The sequence below is a fragment of the Rubripirellula reticaptiva genome (genome assembly GCF_007860175.1).
Lineage (GTDB): Bacteria > Planctomycetota > Planctomycetia > Pirellulales > Pirellulaceae > Rubripirellula > Rubripirellula reticaptiva.
Genome location: NZ_SJPX01000004.1, coordinates 540622 through 565140, shown reverse-complemented (window position 1 = coordinate 565140; position 24519 = coordinate 540622). Strand labels below are relative to the sequence as shown.

The window sequence follows — 24519 nt, the reverse complement described above, 5'->3', positions numbered from 1 at the left end:
CCCTCGTCGATAAGAGCAGCGTCAATTCTGACATGAAATGACGGTGCTACGGGATAAATTTCCCAATCGCTGGTCGCTCGTATTCGTCGTCTGGTCCAGCATCGCGGGGGCCGTTGGGCAGCACCTCGACCACGCGCCCCTTCGTGTACGTCCATTCTTTTGCGCCGAAGCCGGTATTGTCAGGCCACTGCGCCTTCAATACGACGCGTCCGTAGCTAAAGTGACCGAACCCACCGATGGATACGGGCTTCCAAGGAATCGGACGTTTGTAGTGTTGGTGAATTAAGTAAGTACCACGGTCAATCTCCAAAACCTGGGCACCATCAGGAACCGCGTAGATCGCCACGGGGTAGGCCTCGACAGCCTTTTCGGTATTGAGTCGCAGATTGCCTCGCGTCGCGATGTCCTTGAAGAACTGATAGTAAATTTGGTCGATTCGATATGACACGTCCAAGGCCTTTTGCATCTGTTCCTTAGTGGCCGGTCGGCCAGCTTGCTGCCTATCGATTGCAAGGATGCGTTCGATTTCTTTCTCCACAACCGGAAGCACCGTGTTCCAATTCCGACGTCGGTTATCTGTGTCCATTCGATGCCGCTTGATCGCTTCAACTCTTGCCTGCTCGATCGCGGCGATTTCCAACGGAGCTGCTTGCATCGGATCGAAGGATGATGGCCAGGGCAGTTCATACCGGAGTTCTCCGTTTGAGATCGTCACTTCCGGCACAAGTTCGCCATCAATCGCTTCGCTGTAGAATTTGCGGACATCTTCGCCGAAGGTACGCACCGGCTGCATTGGCTGAACGACTTGAGCCATTGCATGTGTTCCCGCAAACAAAGCGCAACCCAAAGCGACGACGATCCGAATGTACCAAGAATCAAATGATGAACCGAAACTCAATTCGTTTTTCGCTGTCGTAGCCATGAATCGCATAAGAACACTCCAATCGTTATCGTAAGAAGAAACCACATCAGCATCCAACCAGCCAGCATCCCCATTCGCGTGATGGCTAACGAGAATTTCGTCCAAATTCGCTCCGGTTCACCTTCAAAGTTTTCTAGTAGCTGCCTGTCGGTCAAGGGTGGCGACTGGCTTCCTCGGACGATCTCTATATCAGGTTGATACCGAAAGCCGACGACTTCTTTGCTCCCTTGCCGGTCGTCGATTACTACGAACATAGAAAACAAGCCGGTGTAGAGAACCACACAGATCAAAGCAGCGACACCATTGCGAACCAATAACTTGTCGCGCCGCTTCTTTGTCGTTTCCCCGTGAAGCCAAAGCTGGAAGGCGAACATCAGAGAGAAGAATGCGGCGATGGAGGCAGCGATTCCCATGAACGTTTCGTTGGGAAACGGACTTGCGACTCCAGCGAAATAGGCGACGATCGGCAAGAGCACCACGCCGTACGCAACCTTCGCGTACATGCTTCCCGCGTCCTGAACAAACTGGAAAAACTCAGCAGTCGGTCGGGCTTCAACAACCGGATCTTCATCCCGTTGAACAGCACTGGGCTGTGCCGAAATGGCCGTGTAGCCTCTACCGCCCAATTCTTGCTCTATATGCTTCGCTCGGATTCCGCTAGTCTGGCGAGCGGCGACGCTTTGTGCTCTGTGCAAACCAGAGAATCCGCCATCCTGATTGAAAAGGCCGCCACCACTCATACCCGGTGCGGTTTCTTCTGGACTGGTCAATAAAGTCAACGCTGGCGAACTGGCTGATACTTCGCGTCGAAAACTGTCCGCCGAAAGGCTTTCGACGATCATGCTAGGCTTCCAAAGAGCTGCTCCAGCCGGAAACCCGACGATGCTGATTCCTGCATCATCGGGCTCTGCCCATGACATGACGCTTGGGTAATCCTGGAAGTCGGCTTGCTCGACATCAAGCAGCACCCAGTCGCGAGACTCTTCCAAATCGTCTGCTGCAACGCCGTCAGTTGCACGATTAAAAACGTCGACAACCTTTGCCGTCCAAACGCCGCAGTCGGCTTCACTAGGCCAGTCGCTCGAATCTTTGATCGGTACAAATCCACGACCGGGTGCCCAGCACAAGATGAACGGAAGCAAAGCACCCGCCGCCGGGCGTCCATCGGCGGACTTGGCCCGCACCACATGACTGCACGTCAGAAGATACTTGCGAGGTTGCTCATCGGACGCTCGCTTGAGCCGGACGCACACCGCGCTTCCAACCGAACGCACCGCATCCGAGTCCTTGCCGGACCGTGCTTCGACGTACCAAACACAACTTTTCGGGTAGGGAACTGAACTCATTATTGTCCGTTGGTTCCCCGCATCAATCGTTTCAATCCTGCGATGTAGTTCGCCATTTTGTGGTCGCGAAAACTTGGCAGCAAACCTTCGGCATGCAAGGGGCCTTCTTCAGCGATGTCAGTCGTGGGCGTCATAGCTTTCGCCACTCGTAGTTGGTCTTGAAGCGTGCCAAACTTTTCTTCGCTCATCGTTGGTGGATCGTTGACTGCCTCGCCGCTAGGCTCAACTTCGTCGGTCGCAGAGTGGCCCAGCGCTAACGATTCTATCTGAACACCGTTGCGCATGTGTAGCAGACGACCGGTATGAACGAAGGTCGGAGGCACCATCGCGACAATGTCATCGTCGTTGACCACTCGCAAGTGCCGCTCGCCGTATTGATTGGTCATGAATGGTACGAAGTTTCCTTTCCCAACTGCTGGTTGACCGAAAGTAAAAACGCTGTTGACATTGATGCGACCACTCCACTCTGCCGCAGCGACGACCGCCAATGCGCCACCCAAACTGTGACCCGTAATGACCAATCGCTTTCCAGGATTCAATTCGATCAGTTCAAGCAGTTGCGACTCGACATCCTGGAACGCGCCGACGAAGCCTCGATGAACTCGCCCGTAGGTTCGTTGAATGGAAAGTATCTTCAAGTCGGTGAGCCAATCAGCAAGGCTTTCAGTGCCACGAAAAGCAATCAAGTTGACATTTTCGTTGGAAGCAAAGAAACATTGCGTGTCGCCAACATGAATGGACCGACAGAATTGAAAATTCCATCGACGGGCAACACGGTCAACAACCGCCGGAGATTCATACGCAAGCTGACTGCAGAACGCCGTTGAGTACGCGGCGGCGATGGCATCGCCGTCGGCAAGCAGACTCAGCGAATCAAACTCACCAGCCAACTCATTGTCGCTCGTCTGTTGTGAACGAAAACGCCCCTCACTGGTCGGAACACTCGCATTAGTCGGCGAAAGCGAGGCAATCATGCTTGGCGCGGGATGTCCCGCAACAGGATTGCCAAGCCGAACCGAAAAATGGAGTGGTTGAGTCCATTCAAACGACAGTGGCGAGTCGTTGTTCCCCGCGCCACCGTGCGGAGGAGGCGACTGAAGCGAAGGTGTCTGGGGTGACGAGCCGGTTGTCGTCGAAGCGTTCAGCCTGCCACTCGACGTACCCGATGATTCGGCGATTTCGGAATCAGCGTCGTTCCAAAATTGCAAGTAGTCATTGCTTAATGGCACGTCACCTGGAGCGAAATTCACGCCTGCTTGGACAACGTTTTGATCAGAAGCCAAGTCAAAGGTCGGAACCGCGTAGTTCTCCTTCAAATAGATTCCGGCGAAGTGTAGGCCGATGATCTGACCACTCGGAATGTGCAGGAGGGCTGACCCCGAGTTCCCGCCAAGTGTGGAACAGTCATGTGTTAGAGCGTTGACCAATTTGCCGAAACTGCCAACCTCTTGTCTGGTGAGTAACTTTCCTGGCTGCAAGCGTTTGACGTCGTAAACGCCGTGGAAAATTTGATTTTGGAGTGTGATGTCGTTGCGTGGATCCATAGCTGGGTAGCCAACGACAACGACGTCCTGGTTCTCAAACGCTTCGGGCCGCGCCGTCGAGAGAGTCAACGGAACGACGCCCTCGGGAAGCTGCTTCACTCGCAGGAGAGCCATGTCCCAATACGGGTGAATCAACTCGACACCATCAACTTCCAAAACAAACTCTTCTGGGTTTAAATGCTCTTCCAGAAAGTCAATCTGGACATTCATGCCAGTGATAATCTTGACATGCTTGCGTCCCAGTCCTCGACAGAAAATCGCGGCGACGTGGCGATTGGTCATCAACAGATTGGTTCCGACGAGGAAGCCTGTGCCAGCATATGGTAGGCTGGGGTGTCCTGGAACTTCAATGCGTCCGATAGATCGGCATGCGGTTTCAATTGCTGTTCGCGAGTCCCCGTTCCCAAGATGTGTCCATGGATGCGGCAGGTTCTTGAAAGAGTTATTCAAGATGAACTCAGCCGGGCGAAAACGTTTGTGAACGATTGCCTCCAGACCGAACAACTGATCGGGACGAAGCACACCTTCACCAGGATCTTGGATAAGTACGTCGAGCGACTCGACCGCTATCTGCTCGTCCGATGCATTCGGTCCACCGAGGGTCAGATTGTCAAGCGATTCGGTCGCTTCCCCGGCCATCGGCGATGTAGACTCCAGTGTCTCCTTGAGATTGCCCAACGCCCCTTCCGGTGCGATGTTGCCAAGCAATTTCCGTAAACGGTTTTCGCGTTCTTGGTCGGTCAACTTGTTCTTAGCCATAGATTTTTCTCCGAGAGTTGCTGTGCTTTTGATTGTAACGGCTGGCGACTGAATCGTGACCTTTGGTTAAGAGAAACGAAGGACGTACTAACGCTCGCCGTACTCTTCCGCGATGAAGGAAACGACCTCCGCTGTTTCATTGGCGGTGCGCTGTGTTGCAGTGGCAACTGTTGGCCCTCCGCCAATCACACGGTGAGGCGGAAACCAACCAAAGTTCCTGACGTTCCAATCGTGCTTGGGGAGTACTTCGTCGGCGATCTCAGGGACTTGCGAGCCGACTCGGAACGCAAATGTGCCAGGTTCAAGGTCTAACGCGATGCGACGCCTCGTCTCCGTATGGCAACTAACGCAGTCTGTATTGAAAAAGTGTGACATGACAGGGTTAGCAACGACATCAGCGATATCTCTATAGCGCAGCTCACCGTCGAACACTTCGTCATCACCGTCCGTTCCGACAATTGCAAAATCGTCCAAAACGACGCCTCGATTGAACAGCGCAGCGGTCGCGACTCCACGACGTTCGTTCACTGGCACAACGAAACGAGAATCAATGAGAGAACGATTATTAACGATTGGTGGCGGCGACACGCTCATAGAACGAAAGTCAATCACTTGCACCGGGAGGAACGGGACCGGCCCGAAACAACCTGGCGGCTGACGCGATTTGCCAAGCGCCAGAAACATCCAAGGCTCGGGAAGCGTCCTGTCTAGCCCCATGATCGCCATCGCGGACAGATTCTCGGATGCGAGATGACTTTCAAGGAAGTCTTTGACCGCCTGAGACAAGCCATCGACTTCGGCTTTCAATCCGGGATGCACGCCAAGCGACTTGCCCGTCGTGGTTGCACCAGCGATCTCCGACATTGCCTTGAGGCCGTCCAACTCTCTGAGGATTGACGTGAACGCTTCGCGGTCCGGTACCTTTCGGCTCGATGTAGCGTCGGCAACGGTGTAATCGAACACCAGGTGAACCGCGACATCGTGGACAACGACGGCTTCACCTGAAACGTCCACTGGTTGAAGGACAAGCCGAATTTGTGGTGAGCTGCCGAACGCATCGACAATGCTGACATGGCCTCCCGGTGCCGTCGGATCAATTCGCATGGCAGCAATCTTCCACATTTGCTTATTCCGGAATGAATCACGCAATCCAATCTGACTCTCGCCAAGCTTGGACGCATCGCTTTCGATGGTCGCTATCAAATCCTGGAATTGGTCGTCAGACCAGACGTCGCTACCATCCTTCGCTTGAATCGACGAGATTGACAAAACTCGATCCAGGTCGGCCGCATTTTGCGGTGCCGGCCACAACCAAGAAACGTCATTCATATCGAGTTTCGGAGCTTCGCCGCGTGCTACTGATGTGATGCTCAACGCAACGACACACAACGGACCGATCAAGATAGTTCGCATGATTCTGTTCAACTTTCGATTGCTAGAGTGACTTCAGGTATTCGATTAAATCGAGCTTCTGGTCATCTTCAAGGTCGACCCCATGCTCGTGGCCGATGTTGAGATTACCGTCGACCGACGTGTCGAAGGTTGGAAAGCGTGCATCGTCAACGAAACCGACGTGGACCGGATCAAACTCAATACTTCCGACATGAAACGTAGGCTTCCGCTTGCCCTCTGGAAGCAAAAGTTCCCAGAGCGTTGGAACCGACCCGTTGTGCAAGTACGGGGCAGTTGCCCAAATGCCGTTCAGCGGCCTTGCCTTGTAGGCGAAGGACGCCGTTGCTTCGTTTACACGAAGTTCCCCACCGCTTCCCTCATCATCCGGTTGCGAAAGCGTTACTCGCTCTTGGGACGACACCACGCTTTCTAGCGCACCAGCAACTTTGGGATCAGCAGCCAACTTCGTCCGGATCATGTCAGCCAGCGAATTCAGTTTTTCATTGCCTGCGGATATTTGGATAGTCGCGTCGCCAATACGAGCGAGCGAATCAAGAGGCACGTTAACCGAGTTGTCGCCAAATCGAATGACCGCTGTGTTCTGATAGCCGGGGCTCAGTTCTTCATCCCCCGCCTTGCCAGTGACCAACAGATTTTTGATCTCAGCTCGCGGCAGCGAATTGAGCATCACGCGTTGGACAAGGTGCTTGAGCAGAGAACCAATCGGTGCTTCGGAGCCGAATCGTTCGTGATCGGATAACGAAATGCGTCGTCCTTCCAGCACACCCGTTTTTGCTGTTCGGCCAAAGTTCATCGCCATTGCTGGATCGGTTCCTTCGTCCGACATCATGGCGGTCACCTTGCGATCATCTGCGGTTCGATCAATAGCCTGATGGCAGCTTTGGCAATTCTCTACAAACAACGCTTCACCGCGGAGTTTGCGTGACTTATCAATCGCACCAAAAGCCGTGGGCCATTCTGGCGACCACAATCTTTCAAGGCTGTCCTCAATTTCGAGGAGGTTCGCCTTGTTCACCGTTGATGCGTACTTACGAGGAACAAGCAACTCGTGATCCTCAATCTCGGCGTGGCCAAAGACGCCCAGTACCTCACCGGTGTTTCTGCCGAGCGCTCCCACCTTCACCGTGCCAAACAGCAGTTTTCCCAGTTCGCTCGTTCGGTTTTCGGCAGCCCCGTTCCATTGGACACGATCGTGTTGCGGCGCGTCCCAGAGACACGGGTAGCTGACAGGTGCCGATGCGGGACGGACGTTTTCGCTGATGCCCAAGAAGGTGACCGAGACCTCGTTGAAGATCGCTCCAAAAGCATCCACCCGTCCGTGGCCGAAACCTTCCGCATCTTCATTTGGAAAATTTCGAGTGTTGTATCCAGCCCTCGCACTGGCGGCGGATTGCAAAGCCGACCGAAGCAATTTGCGATTCTCTTCAGAGTCGTCGGAGCCGAACAACTTGCCAGCGAATCGTAAGAACTTTCCGTCCTGCTTAACCGTGTTGTCTAACGATGCGACCAAGTGTTTCATCAAAGTCTGCATGTCGCCCATGGCAGGGCCGCCGTCGATAATGTAGCCAACTCTCCCGTGGTTGATCTGCGACGTATGACAGGCCGCACACGTGAGACCTAGACCGGCGGTACCGTCATCGTAGGCGGCATCTTTTACAAATCCCAATGGCAAGCCGTCAGGATTGTCGGCTGACACATTTCGCGGAATGTAGCCAAGGTCGCGAATATGTTCGGGGTCAAAAAACGGCGACACTGACGCCGGTTGTTCCAAATGAAGAAACCAGTCATACGGCAACAGCCGCGAACCTTGGGGGACATTATAGAACCAGTTCGATTCTTCGTCCGACCAATTCTGCTTGAGCGTCACCACCCGATCAACGGCATCACCGTGGTGGATATGCAGGGGGTTTTCCTGCGCCCAACTGACGGTCGCATAGGCAGCGACCAACAAGAAGGCTGTTCGACTAACAAACTGCATGGCATTTTCTCCAAAGGTAGAACCGGCTGAATGCGGCAACTCAAGCGTCGCCACAAAGCCTAGGGATGCTTGCTAAGCTTGTCAAGCAACGCGGTTCTTTTTGCTTGCTTTATTTAGCACATGCTAGTAAACTGTGAGTGGAAACATTGAACTTTGGAGAGTAACCAATGCCGAAGAAGACCATCAAATCGCGTGTGTCCGCGGCGAAAGACAACGATTCAACGCTGACTCTCGGGCAATTTTTGGCAAAAACGCGGACTGAAAAGCAGATGACGCTTCGGCAGGTCGAAGATGCGACAGACAAGGAAATTTCCAATGGCTATCTGTCGCAGTTGGAGAATGACAAAATCACGAAACCGTCGCCGCATGTGCTCCATACGTTAGCTGAGGTGTACGACGTGGCGTACGATCAACTGATGCAAAAGGCGGGCTACATCACGACTCGATCACCTGAATCGTCAATAAAGCAGAGCAGCAAGCAGAGCAAACCCCAACAGCACGGACGAGCAGCAACCTTCGCCGAAGAGGCTCTGACCGAGCAAGAAGAAGATCAGTTGCTTGAGTATCTTGCGTTTCTTCGCTCTAGGAAATAATGGAATGCCAAAACCCGACGACAGCGCCCTTAGCGAACGACAGCGTCAACGAATCCGCCAGGAAGCGTTTAAGGCTCTGACTCAAGCCGATGCAATCGGAGTGTTCCCGACGCCTATTGATCGGATCATGGCCGTCTCGAAAGTCGAACTCGCTCGCGAAGACTTGGCCGACGAAACGCTATTGAGATCGTTTCGGAGTCGAGCCAAGGGAGCGATCAAGCGAGCCGTCGAAAAAATTCGCGGTGTCGTCGACATTGTCGCGAGAATCGTTTACCTCGACCAAGCACTGCACAAAGCACAGTTGCCGTTCTTGAAACTCCACGAGACGGCGCACGCGGTATTGCCCTGGCAGAAAGACCTTTACGCAGTGACCGAAGATTGCGGAATGACACTGGACCCTGAGATTGCGGAAGCATTCGAGCGGGAAGCAAGCAATTTCGCAACCGAAGTCATGTTTCAAGGAGATGCTTTTCAAAGCGAAGCGGCTGACTACAAATTTGGAATACGAGCACCGCTCGGCTTAGCAAAAACGTACGGCTCATCGGTCTACATGGCAGTTCGCCGATATGTTTCGACTCATCACCGGGCGTGCGGAGTCTTGGTCCTTGAAATGCCCGAGGTCGACCAAGAATTTGGTTTTCGATGTGAGTTGCGACGCTTTGTCTCTTCACCAAGTTTCGACACTCAGTTCGGATCGCTGTACTGGCCGGGCTTTTTTACGCCCAGCGACGAAGTCGGTGCGGCCGTGCCCGCAACGGGAAAACGGATGTCAGGTATTCGCAAAATTGGACTCGTTGACCGCAACGGTGCGACTCACGAATGCGTTGCCGAAGCTTTCACGACAACAAAACAAGTTTTCATATTGATCCACTCTCAGAAGACTCTCACCACAACCCGTGTGATCGCGATCATGTAGCGTGGAGAGCTGCGTGGTTAGTACTCAGTATTTTCTCAGGCATAATTCGCTTTTCCATTTCCCAAACAGAGGCTAAGCGGTGAACATATGACCGCTGTCAAGCGAAGAAATTGGTCGACGAGGTTCGGAGATTTGTGAAACCGAATTGCGATGTAATATCGCCTGTTCCTGTAGCCGACATCCACGTCATCAGCGATTAATCGTCGCTTGAAACCCGACTGAGCAGGTCGCGTTCGATAAGGGTGCGCACCAGATCCGCGATCTGAATGCCCCGTATGGCGCAGCTCACCTTTAGATCGGTGTGAAGCGTTGGGTCGATATCGATTGTTAGCCGTTTCGGTTTGACGGCTGGCTTCTCTGCTACGGTCGATCCTCGAGTCTCGACCCATTTGTCGACTTCCGCTTTCGCTTTTGGGCGAGCTGTCATGGTGATTTTCTTGCTCATGGGAGCCTCCTTAGTTCGTCGACGAATCTCTTGATTTCATTCGCTGCTTTCGATCTTTTTTGATCGAGAACCGTCGTTCCGCTTGCTGCACTCTCGGCGAATGCCACTCTTTGGCCGATGTCGCTTTTCAGAATCGGCACGTCGAGTTCCTTCAACGCCTCTCTCACGTCCCTTCCGATTGCCGTGTTGGCGATCTTTCGATTCAGCGCAAGGCAGCATTTGATCTCAGGATTGAACATCTGTGCTTCGCGAACCAGGTCAACCGTTTCGGCTGCTGCCCAAACGTCCATTGGCGATGGTTGGAGTGGAATGATCACGATGTCTGCTGCGAGGATGATGGATCGGGCCAGCTCGGTGACTCGAGGCGGACCGTCGATGACAACGTCGTCGTAGTCTCGGGCGAGGCTCTCGATCTCTTTGTGGATGGTGGCTTTGGCCATCCCAACGACAGTGAAGTCCGCCGTCTCGCGATGGTTCGACCATCCAAGCGAGCTGCCCTGCGGATCCGCGTCGATCAACAGCACTCGCCTTCCTCGGTTGGAGAGTTCGGCGGCGGTATGGATGGAAAGCGTTGTCTTGCCGACACCACCTTTCTGGTTCAGGAATGCGTAAATCATGTTCGTCGTATTTCTGTGCATGAGACTGCACGTTGTTGCGATTTCACGCTACACGATCTCGTTCATGAGCGCAACCATTTTTTGCGCCGTCATGATTTGCCTTCTCTGTCTTGCCGGAAAGAATTTGCACACGAACCACATCAACGCCTCCCGACTCAATTGCGAGATCAAACGATGGAACCCTGGGTATTCAAGTCCTTCGGCATCATGCTTGCCATGTGCGTGTTTGCTATGCTCGCACCGTTCATGGCAAAGAACTTCAGTCTCAATTCTGATCTGACGATCTTTACATGGATGTTCGGGTCCGGCGTCGGCATCGTGCTGTTCTCACCACACGTCAATGTGACGAGCCTTACCAGTCAGCCCCTACAAGTTGTAGTGTTGCTGGTCCTGGGCATCACCGTTGGCGCGCTTGCCAACATCGCGATGGGACGCGTCGCACTGGAGGCTCCCAATCCCGCTTTGCCTTTTGCGATCATCAATGCGAGCACCGCGATCGTCTACGCGACGACTGCCCTACTCGCTGTTGTCGCTGCCAAGTGGTTTGGCAACGCAGAGATTTCGATACGCGGTTGCATCGGCATTACGATTGTGCTGATTGGTCTCTACCTGATTTCGACAGCAGGTCGAGCAGTGAGCTAGCTGGCAATCGTGTTGAAATAAAAGTCTTGCGCTTACGATTTGGTCGTGGCAATTTGCCGGCATGTTGCCGGATTATCAGCTCATTCACGCCATCGAATCAGGATGCCATGTCGATTTCAGCGATGCGATATCACGTGGAGCAAAAATGACTGCCAAGGATTGCGTCGGGCGAGGCGTTCTCGAAGTCGCGTTAAGATCAGGGCAGCCTGAAATGGCGAGGGAACTGATTCAGCTTGGGGCAGATCCAAACGGGGCAATCGGAAAACGAGAGGATCGAGTGATCCATCGTGCAGCGCGGACCGGAGACATCGGCATTCTCGCCGTCCTGCTGGAAGCGGGCGTCTGTTCAGACTCAATAGGGACAAGGCGCAAAACGCCCCTTCATCTGGTCGCCGAGCACGGGTTCCAGTTCATGGCACAGATTCTGTTGGACAAAGATGCGAATCCAGACACAACGGACGCAGCTGGAAACACCCCGCTCCACTTCGCAGGACGCCGTGGCGACTTTCCGATGGTGAAGCTTCTCCTGAAGCATCACGCAACGGCGACGATCACCAACAACGAACTATACACCCCGATTCACGACGCCGCCGCAGCTGGTCATACCGAGGTCGCACAGGCAATGCTCCAGCACGAAGACTCACTCAGTTCTCGCTTCCGGTCATCGTCCATTCCTGACCGCGTCCGCAAAGTCGCCGAACGGCATGGGCAGTTGGAAACCGCGATGGCAATTCAAGACACTTGGCTTGCCCCCGCTTGAAGCTGATCTGTGACAGACATCCTTCCGGTTTGGAGGGCTGTCGCGTGATGCTGATCAATATCCCAACTTTTTTAACGGCTGATTTCAGAGGTGGGTTTCATTCCCTTTTCCCTTCCCTTTTCAGGTCGGAAAAGGGAAGTGTTGACGCAAAATATGGAAAGCAAGGAATGCAGAAATGCCGTGATTTGCAGGACTTTCGCGTTTTTGAAGATAAAAAAGCTGCTTTGACATCGTGGAGGTCACAGATTCGAGTTCTGTATCGTCCATCACCGAAAACCCCGTAGAACCTAGTGTTTTGCGGGGTTTTTTCGTGGCAGGACGATACCTCTTTGGCTTCGTGGGAAAAACGTATTGTACCGTAGGGCAGAGGTTTAGAACGCTTTTTACCGTAATTCTCTGCCCTTATCTCTGCCCTTTTTTGGGCACCGCAAAACTGTCCACGGCTTTTTCACCCACGTTAGCTGAGGTGACGAGAAGGGGCTCTCTTAAGCGGTTCCGAAGATCCTTGCCCAGCTGCCTCCTGCCTGAGCGCCGCTTTTACCTCCTCGACTTCAAAGCGAAGTGTTCCTCGTCCCGTCCCGATGCGGAAAAACGGAATCTGCTCGCCCTCTGCCATGGCGTAGATCGTTTTCGGGCTGACCCCGAGAATTTTTGCCATCTCTTTTACGCTGACCATGTTTTAGATCCCGTGCTTGCTCGGTAGTGATTTTGAAAAGGGTGGGGGAAGACTCGGTGGAGGTGTGATTGGTGGACCGGTCGCGGAGACGTCACCGCCACCAAGTCTGCTCTGACTTGATGCGATTCATCAGCTCAAGAAGTGCCGGGTCTGGAACTGATTCAAATTGCTTGGCATCAGTGCGGCTTGGAACAGAAAGCGGCGTACCTAAACGCGGAAGCGGCATCTGCTTGTAGATGTTGTGCTCCTCCAGGCTGATTGCAGGCTTGACCTTTGCAACCACAGGTTGCTGGTAGCCATTTCCCAGCTTCAGAGCGAGGAAGAACTGGCTCTTGATGCCAGAGACTTCCAGGATTTCGTTTCTGGTAAGTGAGGGCTCAACTTGTTCGTTTTGAGTTTGCGTAGGCATATCAATGCCCGATACGCTCATGCTTCTTTGACCTTGCTGGTACACGTCTAAGCTAAGCGAGCGAAGATGCTCCTGCTCGTCACGAGTGAAGGCGTCAAATATTGCTTGCTGGCAATTGGTCCGAAGTACCGATTGCAGGTCGTCCGGCACTTGTGCAATTGATTGCAGGATTAGCGTCAGTTGCACGTTCCACTTGCGGGCAAGGTTGAGGATCGATTCCGTCGTGGAGCCTGACGAGGCAATTTGTGCAAACTCATCCACAACAAGGTGGATTGTTCGTTTACTAGCTGCTTCGGAATCAAAACGAAGGGCGGCTTCAATCATCACGCACCAGTTTGCGGCAGCAGCTATGCTTCTGGCGGCTCCTCCCTCAATGCCTGAGGGAACAAAGAAGTAAATCAATGCCGCCTCTTCAATGGCTTGGCCGATTAAGAGCTGCCGCTCTCTGCTCGACATCGCTCGCGTGTACCGACAAAGTTCTTCGGCTGCAAGAAACGCCTCGCTGACTTGACCCTTGTTCTTGGACTCGGCATCGTTTTGCCGAAGTTGTTCGGCTAAGTCCTCAAAAGACCACTTGTCGATTGCCTTAAGTCCATCGACGGCCTTGTTCACGTCTGCTGCCGAATGACGTGACCAAAATGTGTTTGGGTAACCTTCACCGCTTTGAAGCCTGAGTGCTCCCATTAGTCCCGGTACTGCTCGCTTTGGATCAAGCTTGAATACCGGAGTGTTTTTCAACATGTCCCATCCGTCACAATCGACGGTTTCATCAAGGCATATTAGGTAGGACGGTTTGCCCGCTGCATCGGCCTTGGACTTCAATGCGTGGTAACCGGCTAAGTCACCGCCCAAGTCCACCATGACCACTGCATGGTCTGGGTGCTTGATGTACTGGGCCATCCAAGAAACGGCCAATACGGATTTCATTGAACCAGGGGCCCCGGTGATCAACCAATTCGTTTCTTCTAAATCACTGACGGGATAGGCAATGTCATTTCCGTCAGCGTCCAAGCCCAAGGTTATATCTGTCATTTTTCAGTTCAAAGAAAGTTATGGAATGTTGCGACAAAGGTGTGATAAGATCGCAGGCTTCTATGAATGAGCCTGACCTATTTGAAAAAATGTCTGCACGCGAACGATGGGAGCTTGTTCTCCCGCCTTGGGCGGTCAATTGGATAGTGGGTCCGTTTCCAAGTGAGATTGGTTGGCTTCCATTTCTCTTAAAATGGTATGCCCTGATTCGCGTGTTTTGGTACTTCATTGACGAAATGGAAATCCCGCTTGAAGTACACCACCTTCTTATTGCAAGCGGTATCGCTTGGCTCTTGCTAGACATACATGAGCGTTGGCATCGAGACTAAGCAGGGAAGGAAGCCGTCCGAGGATAGGAATCCAAGGACGACTTCTGTTTAACCTGCAAGCGAGTATCGAATTCGTTCTAGTGCAGCACCGAGAAGCAACAGAATCATGGTTCGAAGAACCCAGTTGACCGACAAATCCACCAAACGAAACAAATACGCGCCCACAGTCTCTTCCTTGTTAGCATCCATTAACATCCATCCACTCCATTAATTAGATGGACTCAAACTTCAGGCCTCGCTCACCGAACTGTGAACAAGACCAAGCTTTCATCCATCCATAAAGCGATAAAGCAACGCTAGCTGTTCAGTCGGTTCTGACGAAGCTGCCAATTTTCGATCTCAATATCGACAAGCGTGTAATCAATGTTCGCCGATTGCAGACCTTCTTTTTCAACTGAGTCTTTACTCAAACGAATCTCTTCACGCTGCTCTGATATCCAGTCGAGCACTAGCAGGAGCAGAAACAGAAACAGAAACACCGGCCATAGTGGTGGCACCAGCAATAGGCACCAAAACAAGACTACGCTTGCGTAGTACAAAACAAACTTTGTGCCACGCCAAAGTATCTCTAACGTTGTTTTCATGGTTTTCCCGTAGTTGATTTAAAGTGACGCGATGAGTTCGACCCAAGCGAAGCGTTGTTTGGAAATGTACTTGTAAACGAACAAACGTTTGTTCACACCGTTTTCAAAAGACAGGACCCTTGAGTCCGTCTTGCGAGTAAAGCGAAAGTCGGTTCTCTCGATATTGACCTCAATGGGTCTATCGATCGCAAAGTGTCTGTCACCGATACGCACGCCGCCGTCGGCACACAAAAGGAGCATCGTTCCGACCTTGTACTTAGTCGAGTCCTCAGCCCACGTCAGCATTAATGGCTCAGCAACATACGAGCCCGTTATTTCGAAAGTCTTCATTACGCAAACTCCAATGGCAGATGGTTAAAGTGGTTGAAAATCGCTTCAAGTTTGGTGGATGAATAAGATCGTCCTGCGACCTCGATGACCTTGGTTATGCCTTGCTCCAAAACGGCATCAGGCCGTCGGTTTCCGAAGGCATTCTTTGCCAAGGAATCTTCGGTCTTCCAGTCGAGTTGCTGCACAGCCGAAAGTGAGAACCAAAGGTCTGCAACTCGCAAGTCATGCTCGACTTCTTGCAATCGAACACGTCTTGGAGTTCCTCCAAAGCGTTTGTGAGCCTTGGGTGTCGCAGAGATCACGGAAGTGCAAGCTAGGTCTCCTCGCCACCGTTTTCTATTCGCAGCTGCAATTTTTGCGAAGTCTGGCATTTCGCTTTGCCCTGGACTCCACTGGAAAAGTGGGGCTTGGTGTAGACCGAGCTGCCTAACGGATATCTTCCGAGAGCTTACGTAGCCGAGAGATTCAAGCCTTCGTACTGCTTCGAGCGCTTGCGTTTTTGAATCAAGACACTCGCAAAAGTACTCCCGAGCAATCTGATCGACAGATAGCACGCGAACCTGGCGGCACAGCAATCTGGCGATTTCTGTTCGTGGGTCGGTCACCATCTCACCCGACCTCCGAGACGCTACGTAACTCGTTGGCAGGCATGGCGTTTACGGCGGTCTGGCAGGCCCCATTTCCGGCCCCCATCCGTGTTGCCCCCACCCGTGACTCTGCGAGTGCGTCCGAATAAGTCTCGGCGGTTGGTCCCAGCCCAACCACGATGCGTAGCTGACCGCTAAAACCGACTTGTTCGAATTCCTCGCGAAGCTCGGCCACTCGCACCTTGTTCGACCCAAGCACGGCGAGTCCGTAGCGCCCATTATCGAGTTCCGTTGCAATGCCGTCCTTTCTTCGATGCTCGCTCAAAAACGATGTCACGTGATCACGAGCGGCACGTTGAGTGCTACCGGCGTGATACACACGAAGCACGACCGGGCATCCAAACTCGTTTGAGAGAACGTGTCGATGTTTGTTGTTCGCTGAAGTTCCAAAGCAACTTCTTAGCTCGGATGCAAGCAGCACTTGCCGGTGATACGCCTCCATTGCACAGAACCAGGCCAGGCCGATGCGTTGGTCTAAACGAGTTGGCGTAAGTTGCGTTGCTTTCGATGCCTGGACGCCAAGTCGATTGCAACCAGCAGTGTCGATCAATCCGTAGCTGTAGCGGCTTTGGATTTCTCGATTCCATTGGCGAATCGCTTGTTTACCTTCCAAGTCGCGCAGCTTGCTGTCAACGGCTTTGCCATCGTTTAGAAGGTGCGACACAATTGCGGGCAAAATCAAGCCTTGCCGGTAGGCGTACCAGAGGATTGCTTCAATGTCATGCACTTTGGACATCGCTTTGCTCTTTGGAAAATACTTGCGAATCAACTGTTGATAATTTGAATTAAAGAGGCTACCGCCAACCCTTTCGGGTCGGCGATAGCCAAGTTCGAAGTTCCTAGGCGGTTGCTAATAAGCTGGTTTTCACCGAACCCTTACCAACTTCCATACGCCCCATTCGAGAAAGAACGGTTGCCAACTCGCCACTCAAGCGTTCGCAATAAGTGCGGATGTCGGCGTCCACTTTTTCGGTATTACTAAAGACGCGGCTAAGTAGCTCTAGTCCAGAGACTGCTGCACGCACGTCAATAGGTCGCAAAGTTCGATAGCCGCGACCATGTGGGTCTTTGCTATTTAGTCTCGACAGAGACCAAGAGAGACCTTTCTCGGAGACCCAAAGATCAACTAGAACATCTTCTCCCTCTTCAACACATACCGTCTCGTCCGGTGCATTCTTACGTTTTGCTGTTTGTCCGTTACTTTGAAGTAATGACATATGCTTTTCCTTTTTCGGAGCAGCTGCATAAACGTTGGGGTTGCAGCCTGCTCGTTGATTTCGATTCCCCTGCCACTTCAAACGAAGTCGCAGCGAAGCCAACAATCAAAAGGTAAACGTGAAATAGAAACCATCGAACTTAAAAACTTCTTCATGGTCGAAGCTCCGATAACAGCTTCTTCCGCTCTTCGACAGTCAACGACGACAGAAGCGAGCTTGCCAATGTCGCTCGTTGAGCATCTGATTTCGTGGCGAGTGTTGATGCAAGCAACTCGGTTGGGGCGGCAGCGATCGACTTCCGTTCGCTGTCCGATAGTCCATTGCAGACGACTCGTTGATTTTTCCCTCCGCAGAGTTCTAAAACGAAGTCATCGCCTTGACTTTCCAGAGTGATTTTCCCAGGGACCACAACGTCACGTCCATCACTCGTCAACGAATAGGGGTTGCTCATTTGAAGCGAGGTCAGTCGCACTACCTGAGTGCCATTCTTGGATGTGCTGCTTTCGACTACACCCGACACCTGGATAGTCGCCGTGACTTCGTCGCCACAACGGGTTTTACCCAGGCTTTTGTTTCTAGAAACTTGCATTAGTATCTTTCGGTTTCATGAAAAATTTTCGTTCTGGGCAGCGTGCCGAAATCGGCACGCTGCCCTTACGCTCTAGTTGTTGCTTTCACTACAGAACCTGATCGCCTCGGCCCTCGAGTTCGCATTCAATCGAGTCGAAAAGCTCCTGCTGCTCGTCAAGTGAATCTTCAAGCGGCTCCAGCGTTTCGTTGAGTTCATCGATTTCTAACTGCAAGTCGTCGCGATCGGATTGCAGGTCGATCACTTCGCTGCTGATTGCTTCGATTGACTCTTCACACTCTCGATGGAGTTCCTGAAGTTCACTCACTGACATTGACTCGATAGACATCGAGCACCCACTTGCCGAGGGTTCACTTGTGCACACTGGAACGGGCAAAAATCCCGGCAGCATCGTAAGAGCAGCGATCCATAGTTCGGTGTACGTGGGCTTTTCCATGTCACTGATTTCAGTGAGCAATTGGTTCACCTCTTCAGGTGGGTATTTGCCAAGTTGCTTTCGAAACCAAAGCTTTGCGGGAAGCTGCTCATGGTCTGTAAAAACTTCGCGTAGCAGTTCGTCGACTTTTCGCATTTGAATGGTCAGCTCGACATTGCGAATGGATTTGCGGTCAATTGAAACGGACATGCGTTTGGGCCTTGAAAAGACTGGATGTGAAGATGAAGAAGCTTATTACTCAGCGAACGATCTCGTTTTCTGTTTGTTGTCTCCATGGGCAGGGTGCTCAGTGAGCACCCTGCCCGATAATTTGGCGGCCCTAAACGGCCTGCCTTTCCGCACCAGCTATGAGGCCGGTTGCTAGGATTGCTGCGGTGGTGGAGGCGGTGGTGGCGTCTTCTGCTCCCTCGCAGTTTGCTGCATCGCGTACTGGCGATCTTGCTCAGCTTTCTCAGCTGCTTTTTCTGATTCACTCTTGGACATTTCTCTTCTCCATAGGAACGAAAGTTATGGCGACAACGCTGTCGCCCAGAATGTGAGTCGGTGTTAGAGGAACGGAATTCGTATACTGAAAGGTTCACTTCGGAAGAAGCCGCGATCTCATTGCGATTCGGTTGATTGTTTTGAATTGCACCCAGAATCGGAATTTCGAGGTCGGCTCCACTTCGGTGTTGACACGAAAAAACCCTCGTGACTCCCAGCGCAGCTTTTGCTGCGACTTGGAAATCACGAGGGCTTGACTCAACTATCGGCCCAGAGCTGGAGGGAGTGAGACCCCTCCCTTTCCGTGGCTCCTGCCAGTGGAAAGCTGCTCAGTTTCGTGGACAAGAGCGAGCGATTCGCCCTTGCACCACTGAAGCATAGGGTGTCGGATTAAATCCGACAAGGGCTTTTCTACGATTTTCGCCGAAAAAGTTCCCGAAGGGCCTGCATTACAGGTTCCCTGGGCTGTTTAGTCTTCCCGCTAGAAATGTCTCCAGGGATTGAATGGTGCTTGCCAATCTCGCTACCAATATCTCGCAAGGTCATGCCAAACGGCTCGGAAAGGAGTGCATCAACTAACTCCTTTCCAGTCATCCGTTCCAACGGAACGGGGGGAGTTTCACCTTGAGCGGTAGCATCATGAATCACCCTCCGCTTTGGTTCAGGTAAGTCGACTCGTTCAAAAATTTGGGGAATGCGATCAACCGGAATCAAAGATAGCGACTCAGCAGCGAGGTTTATAACAGCCTCCTGCTCCACATCATCGCGTTCGGAGAATGAAAGCTCAGCAAAGCTCCGCTTCACTTCCCTAATTTTATCTAAGCGACGCTCACCCACTTGTCCTTTTGGCGGTTCTTTTGGCAACTTACGTTGAAGGATGCCATGACCGTTATCGCTAAGCAAATGCCCGCCGCCCCCTGCCTTCTCCTGGTGTTCCTCGTCACCAGTTTCATGATCTGTGTACAGTCCTTGCTGACTTGATCCAACTATCAGTCCACGGCACTCTCTGTGACTAACGAGCAACCTAAGGCATCTCGGTAAAGCAGTCTCTAGGTCTTTGACGATGGTGCCAGCGGCCACCAAAATATCGAACTCGCTCGCTCGAAGAAAATCCAGCTCATCAGCAACTAATCGTGAGACCAGCCTATCTACGGCAGTTCCCAAGATATTTGAAACTGTCGGGTACAAGGCATCATTTTGATTATCCGACGCACTGAAGCTTGGAATCGTCGCAGAGTCTTTGTCCAAATGAAAACGCAATCGGAATGTGATCGAAAGCCTGTGTTGCCTTGCACCTCCGATCGACCATCCGATTCCTCCGTCATCTGGTAACGTCGGAGTTTCAGCAGGGCGAGTAACATTATCAAGCGGTGGCGCAAGGTCCGGAGTATCTGCCTCAGGGACACTCTTGTGCTCGTCTTGCTGCAATTTTTTGTACGGATCAGTCACTGATTATCCCTGTCGTTGTCTCACTGCTACTTCTTGCTTTTCAAGTTTAAACGAGTGATTTGGTCGTTGCTGGGCACTGCAAAATTGTCGCGTGAGCAGGCTTTCCAAGGATTTCGAGCAGGAGTGTCGGATCAGTTTAATCGACAGCCGCAAAACGGAGATAGGCAGGGCGTTGCCTGAAATTTCGGTTATTTAAAAAGCGACCTCGCTTCGCAATCCGTATGGGGGCAAAGGATGGGTGCCGGAAATGGGGCTACGAGCTAGATGTCGATGGTCACGAGCATTCGCTTCAGCGTCGGATTGAATGAACGCCTAGCGGCGAGCGTCTTTTTTCGCGGCATCCAGCCGCCGGGAAGGCCAAGCGAGGAATCAGCTAAAATAGAAAAACGAAGGTGTGGCCGTCTTATTTCCGCTCCCCTTCATCCCGACGGCCTGGTTTCTGCGAAGGCCATCGGGATGAAGGGAAACGGAAAACGACCTGACTGCAATTGAGCTAGCTCAGAGGATGAACGGCTCCGTTTGTCACCTGGTAGCTGTACGTTTCCACGAGGAAATCGACGGCAGTGTGGGACGCGTTCACCGCTAGTTTTGCATGATGGCGAGTTGGCTTAAACGAGCGTGCGTGAGCGTCGCTCATCCGGTTCCTGATTGGTGCAATACCGTTAACGATGCTGGACAGACCAGAGAGAACTTGCCTCAGTGAATCGGCAACGTCTGGACGGCTCGGTTCAAGGTTCAACGCTTTTTGAACTCGCTTGAACAGCTTTCCGAGGTCACCATCTGCTTTCTGAGGTTCGGCGATTAGCCGAACCTGGATCTCAGACAATACCGCCTCCAGCAAGGATCTTGCGTTGGTGATGGCACCGTCGTAATCCTCGTCGCGGATCTTGACTCGGCATTTGTAAAGTTGCTCTTCGACAAACTCTTGAGCCAGAGGGTCGACGGCAAGGGTGATATCTTCAACTTCAACAAGGGAATCATCAGCACGAGCCATCCGGTAACGATTGCGAGACAAAACCAGCCGCAGGCCGTCAAATGCCAGGTACTTGTTGATGTACTCCACCGCTGGCTCAACGCCACCGTCGAATTCAAGAAAATGGGCAGGGTCCACCGCCGCCTCGACCGCCTTCCACTGCGTGTCTTTGTCGAGAGACCGAAGCGAATCCTTGGCGTAGACGTGTCGCGACGGGAAGCCTGCTCCGTAGGAATCGTTGCATCCAAAATCGACGAAGAAGTCAATCAGCTTCGGGCCAGACCGATACGGGGCAAGAACGTCGCCCGTCGCAGTTGGGTTGCCTGAAACCACAAGTTCGATTGCGTTGATCGCTCGTTCGCTGAGCTTGTCACCGTTCCGCATCTTTCCCCTTCGTCGTTAGCTGACGTTTGAATGTTGAAATAACTAGAGCGGCAAAACACCCATCGCGTTCGCTCTCGTCGCTCTATGTTTTCTGTAGCGTACTTTCGAGGGGGCGTCCATTTCCCACGCGTGCTGTTTCCCGTCTTTTCAGATCCCCCCGGTTAGTGCATGATAAAGGGAGTTATCAGGCATTAAAACAGGACGGTACGCGATGGCAATGGAATTGACGGTTTTAGGCTCGAGAGAACTCCAGGCAACGGAGCTGCCAAGCTTGATTGCAGCTGCGGGCCGTCCGGCAGCGACCGCTTTTCGGGATTTTTTCTACGGCGAGCTTGCCAACAACCACACCCAGCGAGCCTACGGCCACGCGGTTGGCCAATTTCTTGAGTGGGCAGACCTTCAGGGTCTTGAGCTTGCTCAGATTCGACCTGGCGACGTTGGCGTGTATCTACGTCAGCACGCCGGGGCACCGAGCACGAAAAAGCAGCATCGTTCTGCCATCAAGCGGTTTTTTGACCTGCTCGTTGAACGGCACGTTTGTTTGATTAACCCGGCAGCATCAGCGAAAACAGAAAAGCACAGAATAAAGCAAGGCGTTACACCAGAGATTGCCAAGAATGAAGTTCGGCAATTGCTCGCCACACTTACCGGCACCAAACTGAGCCAGGTGCGAGACCGTGCAGCGATTGGAATTCTTGTTTACACCGCTTGCCGCGTTGGTGCAGTGGCAAACCTCCGTCGGGGCGACTTTCAGGGGCAGCCTGGCAAAATGTCGCTTCGCTTTCACGAAAAGGGCGGCAATCACCAAGGCGTTGAAGTCAGGCACGACCTAGAGGCCTGGATAAACGAGTACATTGAGCGAGCGAGCCTGAAAACCGCCCACAGGGACGCACCGCTCTTTAGGCCCCTTGTTAGGCGAGAAGAACGCTTGCAGGCTACGGCCATGGAAGCGAACGACGTTGGCCGCATGGTAAAACGCAAGCTTCGCCAGACTGGTATCCGAACCGAGCTTTCTGCTCACTCATTTAGAGTTGCCACCATCACCGACTTGATTGCTCAAGGGGTGCCCGTTGAAGATGTGCAGGAGCTTGCAGGGCACGCAGATGCACGCACCACAAAGCTCTACGACCGCACAAACCGCAAGGCGACCAGAAACCTCGTGGAACGGATTTCGTTTTAGTCCTTTGAAATGTCAAGGAACTGGGGTAAACAACGGAGCAATGACCAGACTTTCTGGCCGCCATCTAACGAAGTGAAAAGGTAATTCATGGCAAAAAGAATTGAAAACTTTAGAGTAGAGCGGCAGCGTGGCGTTCGACTAGCCTTTTGTGATTCCGTGCCATCTTTGATGGTTGTTGCTGGACCTAACGGTGCTGGAAAATCCACACTTCTCGATGCCATTCGAAAACAAGCAAACCCGAAACCTCTATATGTTGGTCCTCATCGCGTATCAAGACGACAGAATGTTCAGATGCGATATATGTATCCGAGCAACGAAGTGTCCTCAATGGAAGAACTATTCTCGCTAGATAACCTAGTTCAGTATGAAGGCATAACGATTCAGGCTACCGCGCGTACGCCATGGGACCAAGACGAATCAACAAGCTTTGTGAAATATGGACTTTGTAAAATTGAAGTGGAACGGGCTGATGCACTCAAGGAGTTATACGACCTTAAAGGTGAGATTCCTCCTGGTCTACAGGACCCTTGGAAACCATTTCACGACCTCCTAAAGTTTCTGCTCCCCCATCTGAAATTCCAGGGAGTGGACTCAAAGATCAAGACAAATATCCGTTGCAACTTTTTAGCTCACGGACTCGATACACTGGTCGACTTGGACGAACTCAGTTCAGGCGAAAAGAGCGTTGTCCAACTGTTTTATCCACTAATCGAGCACCAAATAAAGGCTCTTCTAGAACAATACGCTCGTGGTGAAACCGCCACTGCAGCAGCTGTTTCTAGAAATCCTTGGTGTATCTTGATTGACGAGCCAGAACTCCATCTCCACCCCGCCCTGCAGGTTAAGGTATTAGACTACCTTCGCACTCTTTCACTGCTGAGCGACTCGCAAGTAATCCTGACCACTCAATCAACGGCAATTATAGAGAACGCGACTTTTGAAGAGCTATATCTGCTCCGGCCAGCGGAGCATACATCGGAGACGGAAAATCAGCTTACACAGCTTGCAACCGACGAGGAGCGTCTACAGACGATTCGAGACCTGTTTGGTTCCCCCGTAAACCTTACGTCCATGCAACCCGTCGTTGTCGTGGAGGGCGTCGGCCTGGACGGTGACACAAAAGTCGTCTCCGATAAACAGCTTTATCGGAATCTCGATTCGCGTTTTGATAGAGTGACAGTCGTTCCAGGCGGTAGCAAGGGACAAGTCATGGAGCTGCGACAGCGAATCGAGACAATGTTAGGTGAATTTTCAGTGGCTATTCCTGTCATGGCACTTGTCGACCGTGATACTGGAAGCGGTACGACTAAAGCAAATTGCTACTCCCTTCCGGTCTCGATGATTGAAAATTTTTTAGTCGATCCCCACGTAATATATACCGCAATCGAGAGTGTGCGCCACAAGACAGATCTTTCAACAATTGCTCAGGTCGAAGCCGTGATTGACAAAATCCTAGACGACCAGTTTGAAGAAGAAATTGAACGGACGGTAATTCAGCAGGTAGGTTATCGCAAATTCCAGCCACAAAGACCTGCAACTGAACTTGTCACTCAAATCCAAGAGTTTTGCCAACAACTTGTAGCGAAAGTAACACCAGAACAGGTCAAATCGTGGATAGAAGAAGCTCAGCAGAATGTCCATGCAATAAAAATAGAGAATCGACGCCGTGAACAGTTTAGCGGAAAACGTGTATTAAAAGCGCTGCATTCGAAGGCACTGCACAGCACTGGCATATCAAAGGAAGTGTTTCTCTTTTATGCCGCACGGGAGGCTGGGAAACGCCAGTCAGTCAAAGTGTTCTTTGACGAATTCTTTTTGAGACTCTTCCCCGACGATGCAGATAGTTAGTTGGCAATTAGATAACCT

The 24519-nt window shown here is 52.2% G+C and carries 24 protein-coding genes; 6 read left to right on the top strand and 18 right to left on the bottom strand.

Annotation, left to right across the window (positions count from 1 at the left end):
- Positions 1–46: 46 nt before the first annotated feature.
- The 5 genes from Poly59_RS19165 to Poly59_RS19145 form a co-directional block, all read right to left on the bottom strand.
- On the bottom strand, positions 47–814 hold the full coding sequence (locus Poly59_RS19165; RefSeq protein ID WP_146535722.1) for a hypothetical protein: 768 nt from the start codon (positions 812–814) through the stop codon (positions 47–49).
- An 80-nt stretch (positions 815–894) separates the two neighbouring features.
- Positions 895–2268: a trypsin-like peptidase domain-containing protein gene (locus tag Poly59_RS19160; RefSeq protein ID WP_146535721.1), complete on the bottom strand. Its 1374-nt coding sequence runs from the start codon at positions 2266–2268 to the stop codon at positions 895–897.
- Positions 2268–4571, bottom strand: coding sequence for a lipase family protein (locus Poly59_RS19155; RefSeq protein ID WP_146535720.1), 2304 nt, complete (start codon positions 4569–4571; stop codon positions 2268–2270). Before Poly59_RS19155 ends, Poly59_RS19160 begins: the two co-directional genes overlap by 1 nt.
- A gap of 87 nt (positions 4572–4658) precedes the next feature.
- A complete protein-coding gene (locus tag Poly59_RS19150; protein WP_146535719.1) occupies positions 4659–5984 on the bottom strand; it encodes a hypothetical protein in 1326 nt (441 codons plus the stop codon).
- A 22-nt stretch (positions 5985–6006) separates the two neighbouring features.
- Positions 6007–7962 (bottom strand): di-heme-cytochrome C peroxidase, encoded by a 1956-nt coding sequence (locus Poly59_RS19145; RefSeq protein ID WP_146535718.1) that lies wholly within the window; start codon positions 7960–7962, stop codon positions 6007–6009.
- A 167-nt stretch (positions 7963–8129) separates the two neighbouring features.
- On the opposite strand from Poly59_RS19145, the gene Poly59_RS19140 reads away from it, so the two are divergent.
- Both Poly59_RS19140 and Poly59_RS19135 read left to right on the top strand, forming a co-directional pair.
- The gene (locus Poly59_RS19140) at positions 8130–8555 is read left to right on the top strand and encodes a helix-turn-helix domain-containing protein (RefSeq protein WP_146535717.1); all 426 of its coding nucleotides are present in this window, start codon (positions 8130–8132) and stop codon (positions 8553–8555) included.
- A 4-nt stretch (positions 8556–8559) separates the two neighbouring features.
- Positions 8560–9471 carry a M78 family metallopeptidase domain-containing protein gene (locus Poly59_RS19135; protein ID WP_146535716.1) on the top strand — a complete coding sequence of 304 codons (912 nt, stop codon included), beginning with the start codon at positions 8560–8562 and terminating at the stop codon, positions 9469–9471.
- A 196-nt stretch (positions 9472–9667) separates the two neighbouring features.
- Here Poly59_RS19135 and Poly59_RS19130 read toward each other — a convergent pair whose 3' ends face one another.
- Both Poly59_RS19130 and parA read right to left on the bottom strand, forming a co-directional pair.
- Positions 9668–9916, bottom strand: a complete 249-nt coding sequence (locus tag Poly59_RS19130; protein WP_146535715.1) for a plasmid partition protein ParG — start codon at positions 9914–9916, stop codon at positions 9668–9670.
- The gene (gene parA, locus Poly59_RS19125) at positions 9913–10533 is read right to left on the bottom strand and encodes a ParA family partition ATPase (RefSeq protein ID WP_146535714.1); all 621 of its coding nucleotides are present in this window, start codon (positions 10531–10533) and stop codon (positions 9913–9915) included. Before parA ends, Poly59_RS19130 begins: the two co-directional genes overlap by 4 nt.
- Positions 10534–10707: 174 nt before the next feature.
- Here parA and Poly59_RS19120 point away from each other — a divergent pair, with 174 nt between their 5' ends.
- Entirely contained in the window at positions 10708–11175 is a 468-nt protein-coding gene (locus Poly59_RS19120) for a hypothetical protein (RefSeq protein ID WP_146535713.1), read from the top strand.
- Positions 11176–11320: 145 nt separating this feature from the next.
- On the top strand, positions 11321–11935 hold the full coding sequence (locus Poly59_RS19115) for an ankyrin repeat domain-containing protein (protein WP_246151762.1): 615 nt from the start codon (positions 11321–11323) through the stop codon (positions 11933–11935).
- Between the two features lie 457 nt (positions 11936–12392).
- Here Poly59_RS19115 and Poly59_RS19105 read toward each other — a convergent pair whose 3' ends face one another.
- The 11 genes from Poly59_RS19105 to Poly59_RS19065 all read right to left on the bottom strand — a co-directional run bounded on the left by Poly59_RS19105 (position 12393) and on the right by Poly59_RS19065 (position 21473).
- Complete coding sequence (locus Poly59_RS19105; RefSeq protein WP_146535711.1) at positions 12393–12611, bottom strand: helix-turn-helix domain-containing protein; 219 nt, start codon at positions 12609–12611, stop codon at positions 12393–12395.
- Positions 12612–12702: 91 nt separating this feature from the next.
- Positions 12703–14031: a TraM recognition domain-containing protein gene (locus Poly59_RS19100; protein WP_186776390.1), complete on the bottom strand. Its 1329-nt coding sequence runs from the start codon at positions 14029–14031 to the stop codon at positions 12703–12705.
- A gap of 398 nt (positions 14032–14429) precedes the next feature.
- Positions 14430–14576 carry a hypothetical protein gene (locus tag Poly59_RS29690; RefSeq protein WP_186776389.1) on the bottom strand — a complete coding sequence of 49 codons (147 nt, stop codon included), beginning with the start codon at positions 14574–14576 and terminating at the stop codon, positions 14430–14432.
- A gap of 101 nt (positions 14577–14677) precedes the next feature.
- On the bottom strand, positions 14678–14965 hold the full coding sequence (locus tag Poly59_RS19095; protein ID WP_146535709.1) for a hypothetical protein: 288 nt from the start codon (positions 14963–14965) through the stop codon (positions 14678–14680).
- 939 nt (positions 14966–15904) lie between these two features.
- Entirely contained in the window at positions 15905–16678 is a 774-nt protein-coding gene (locus tag Poly59_RS19090) for a hypothetical protein (protein WP_146535708.1), read from the bottom strand.
- Between the two features lie 103 nt (positions 16679–16781).
- On the bottom strand, positions 16782–17159 hold the full coding sequence (locus Poly59_RS19085; protein WP_146535707.1) for a hypothetical protein: 378 nt from the start codon (positions 17157–17159) through the stop codon (positions 16782–16784).
- A gap of 151 nt (positions 17160–17310) precedes the next feature.
- Positions 17311–17748, bottom strand: a complete 438-nt coding sequence (locus Poly59_RS19080; protein ID WP_146535706.1) for a hypothetical protein — start codon at positions 17746–17748, stop codon at positions 17311–17313.
- Between the two features lie 88 nt (positions 17749–17836).
- Positions 17837–18373, bottom strand: a complete 537-nt coding sequence (locus Poly59_RS19075) for a hypothetical protein (RefSeq protein ID WP_146535705.1) — start codon at positions 18371–18373, stop codon at positions 17837–17839.
- A 171-nt stretch (positions 18374–18544) separates the two neighbouring features.
- On the bottom strand, positions 18545–18667 hold the full coding sequence (locus tag Poly59_RS30425) for a hypothetical protein (protein WP_261343507.1): 123 nt from the start codon (positions 18665–18667) through the stop codon (positions 18545–18547).
- Positions 18668–19078: 411 nt separating this feature from the next.
- Positions 19079–20116 carry a hypothetical protein gene (locus tag Poly59_RS19070; RefSeq protein WP_146535704.1) on the bottom strand — a complete coding sequence of 346 codons (1038 nt, stop codon included), beginning with the start codon at positions 20114–20116 and terminating at the stop codon, positions 19079–19081.
- A 493-nt stretch (positions 20117–20609) separates the two neighbouring features.
- A complete protein-coding gene (locus Poly59_RS19065) occupies positions 20610–21473 on the bottom strand; it encodes an abortive infection family protein (protein WP_146535703.1) in 864 nt (287 codons plus the stop codon).
- A gap of 211 nt (positions 21474–21684) precedes the next feature.
- On the opposite strand from Poly59_RS19065, the gene Poly59_RS19060 reads away from it, so the two are divergent.
- Together Poly59_RS19060 and Poly59_RS19055 are read left to right on the top strand one after the other, a co-directional pair.
- Positions 21685–22653 (top strand): tyrosine-type recombinase/integrase, encoded by a 969-nt coding sequence (locus tag Poly59_RS19060; RefSeq protein ID WP_146535702.1) that lies wholly within the window; start codon positions 21685–21687, stop codon positions 22651–22653.
- Between the two features lie 87 nt (positions 22654–22740).
- Positions 22741–24501: an ATP-dependent nuclease gene (locus Poly59_RS19055; protein ID WP_146535701.1), complete on the top strand. Its 1761-nt coding sequence runs from the start codon at positions 22741–22743 to the stop codon at positions 24499–24501.
- The last annotated feature ends 18 nt before the right edge of the window (positions 24502–24519 follow it).

Coding starts and splice junctions, on each gene's coding strand:
- Poly59_RS19060 (WP_146535702.1), top strand. CDS start 21,685: ATGGCAATGGAATTGACGGTTTTAGGCTCGAGAGAACTCCAGGCAACG.
- Poly59_RS19130 (WP_146535715.1), bottom strand. CDS start 9,916: ATGAGCAAGAAAATCACCATGACAGCTCGCCCAAAAGCGAAAGCGGAA.
- Poly59_RS19160 (WP_146535721.1), bottom strand. CDS start 2,268: ATGAGTTCAGTTCCCTACCCGAAAAGTTGTGTTTGGTACGTCGAAGCA.
- Poly59_RS19095 (WP_146535709.1), bottom strand. CDS start 14,965: ATGAAAACAACGTTAGAGATACTTTGGCGTGGCACAAAGTTTGTTTTG.
- Poly59_RS30425 (WP_261343507.1), bottom strand. CDS start 18,667: ATGTCCAAGAGTGAATCAGAAAAAGCAGCTGAGAAAGCTGAGCAAGAT.
- Poly59_RS19135 (WP_146535716.1), top strand. CDS start 8,560: ATGCCAAAACCCGACGACAGCGCCCTTAGCGAACGACAGCGTCAACGA.
- Poly59_RS19150 (WP_146535719.1), bottom strand. CDS start 5,984: ATGCGAACTATCTTGATCGGTCCGTTGTGTGTCGTTGCGTTGAGCATC.
- Poly59_RS19090 (WP_146535708.1), bottom strand. CDS start 16,678: ATGTCCAAAGTGCATGACATTGAAGCAATCCTCTGGTACGCCTACCGG.
- Poly59_RS19080 (WP_146535706.1), bottom strand. CDS start 17,748: ATGCAAGTTTCTAGAAACAAAAGCCTGGGTAAAACCCGTTGTGGCGAC.
- Poly59_RS19155 (WP_146535720.1), bottom strand. CDS start 4,571: ATGGCTAAGAACAAGTTGACCGACCAAGAACGCGAAAACCGTTTACGG.
- Poly59_RS19065 (WP_146535703.1), bottom strand. CDS start 21,473: ATGCGGAACGGTGACAAGCTCAGCGAACGAGCGATCAACGCAATCGAA.
- Poly59_RS19165 (WP_146535722.1), bottom strand. CDS start 814: ATGGCTCAAGTCGTTCAGCCAATGCAGCCGGTGCGTACCTTCGGCGAA.
- Poly59_RS19055 (WP_146535701.1), top strand. CDS start 22,741: ATGGCAAAAAGAATTGAAAACTTTAGAGTAGAGCGGCAGCGTGGCGTT.
- Poly59_RS19115 (WP_246151762.1), top strand. CDS start 11,321: ATGACTGCCAAGGATTGCGTCGGGCGAGGCGTTCTCGAAGTCGCGTTA.
- Poly59_RS19085 (WP_146535707.1), bottom strand. CDS start 17,159: ATGTCATTACTTCAAAGTAACGGACAAACAGCAAAACGTAAGAATGCA.
- Poly59_RS19120 (WP_146535713.1), top strand. CDS start 10,708: ATGGAACCCTGGGTATTCAAGTCCTTCGGCATCATGCTTGCCATGTGC.
- parA (WP_146535714.1), bottom strand. CDS start 10,533: ATGATTTACGCATTCCTGAACCAGAAAGGTGGTGTCGGCAAGACAACG.
- Poly59_RS19105 (WP_146535711.1), bottom strand. CDS start 12,611: ATGGTCAGCGTAAAAGAGATGGCAAAAATTCTCGGGGTCAGCCCGAAA.
- Poly59_RS19075 (WP_146535705.1), bottom strand. CDS start 18,373: ATGTCCGTTTCAATTGACCGCAAATCCATTCGCAATGTCGAGCTGACC.
- Poly59_RS29690 (WP_186776389.1), bottom strand. CDS start 14,576: ATGTTAATGGATGCTAACAAGGAAGAGACTGTGGGCGCGTATTTGTTT.
- Poly59_RS19140 (WP_146535717.1), top strand. CDS start 8,130: ATGCCGAAGAAGACCATCAAATCGCGTGTGTCCGCGGCGAAAGACAAC.
- Poly59_RS19145 (WP_146535718.1), bottom strand. CDS start 7,962: ATGCAGTTTGTTAGTCGAACAGCCTTCTTGTTGGTCGCTGCCTATGCG.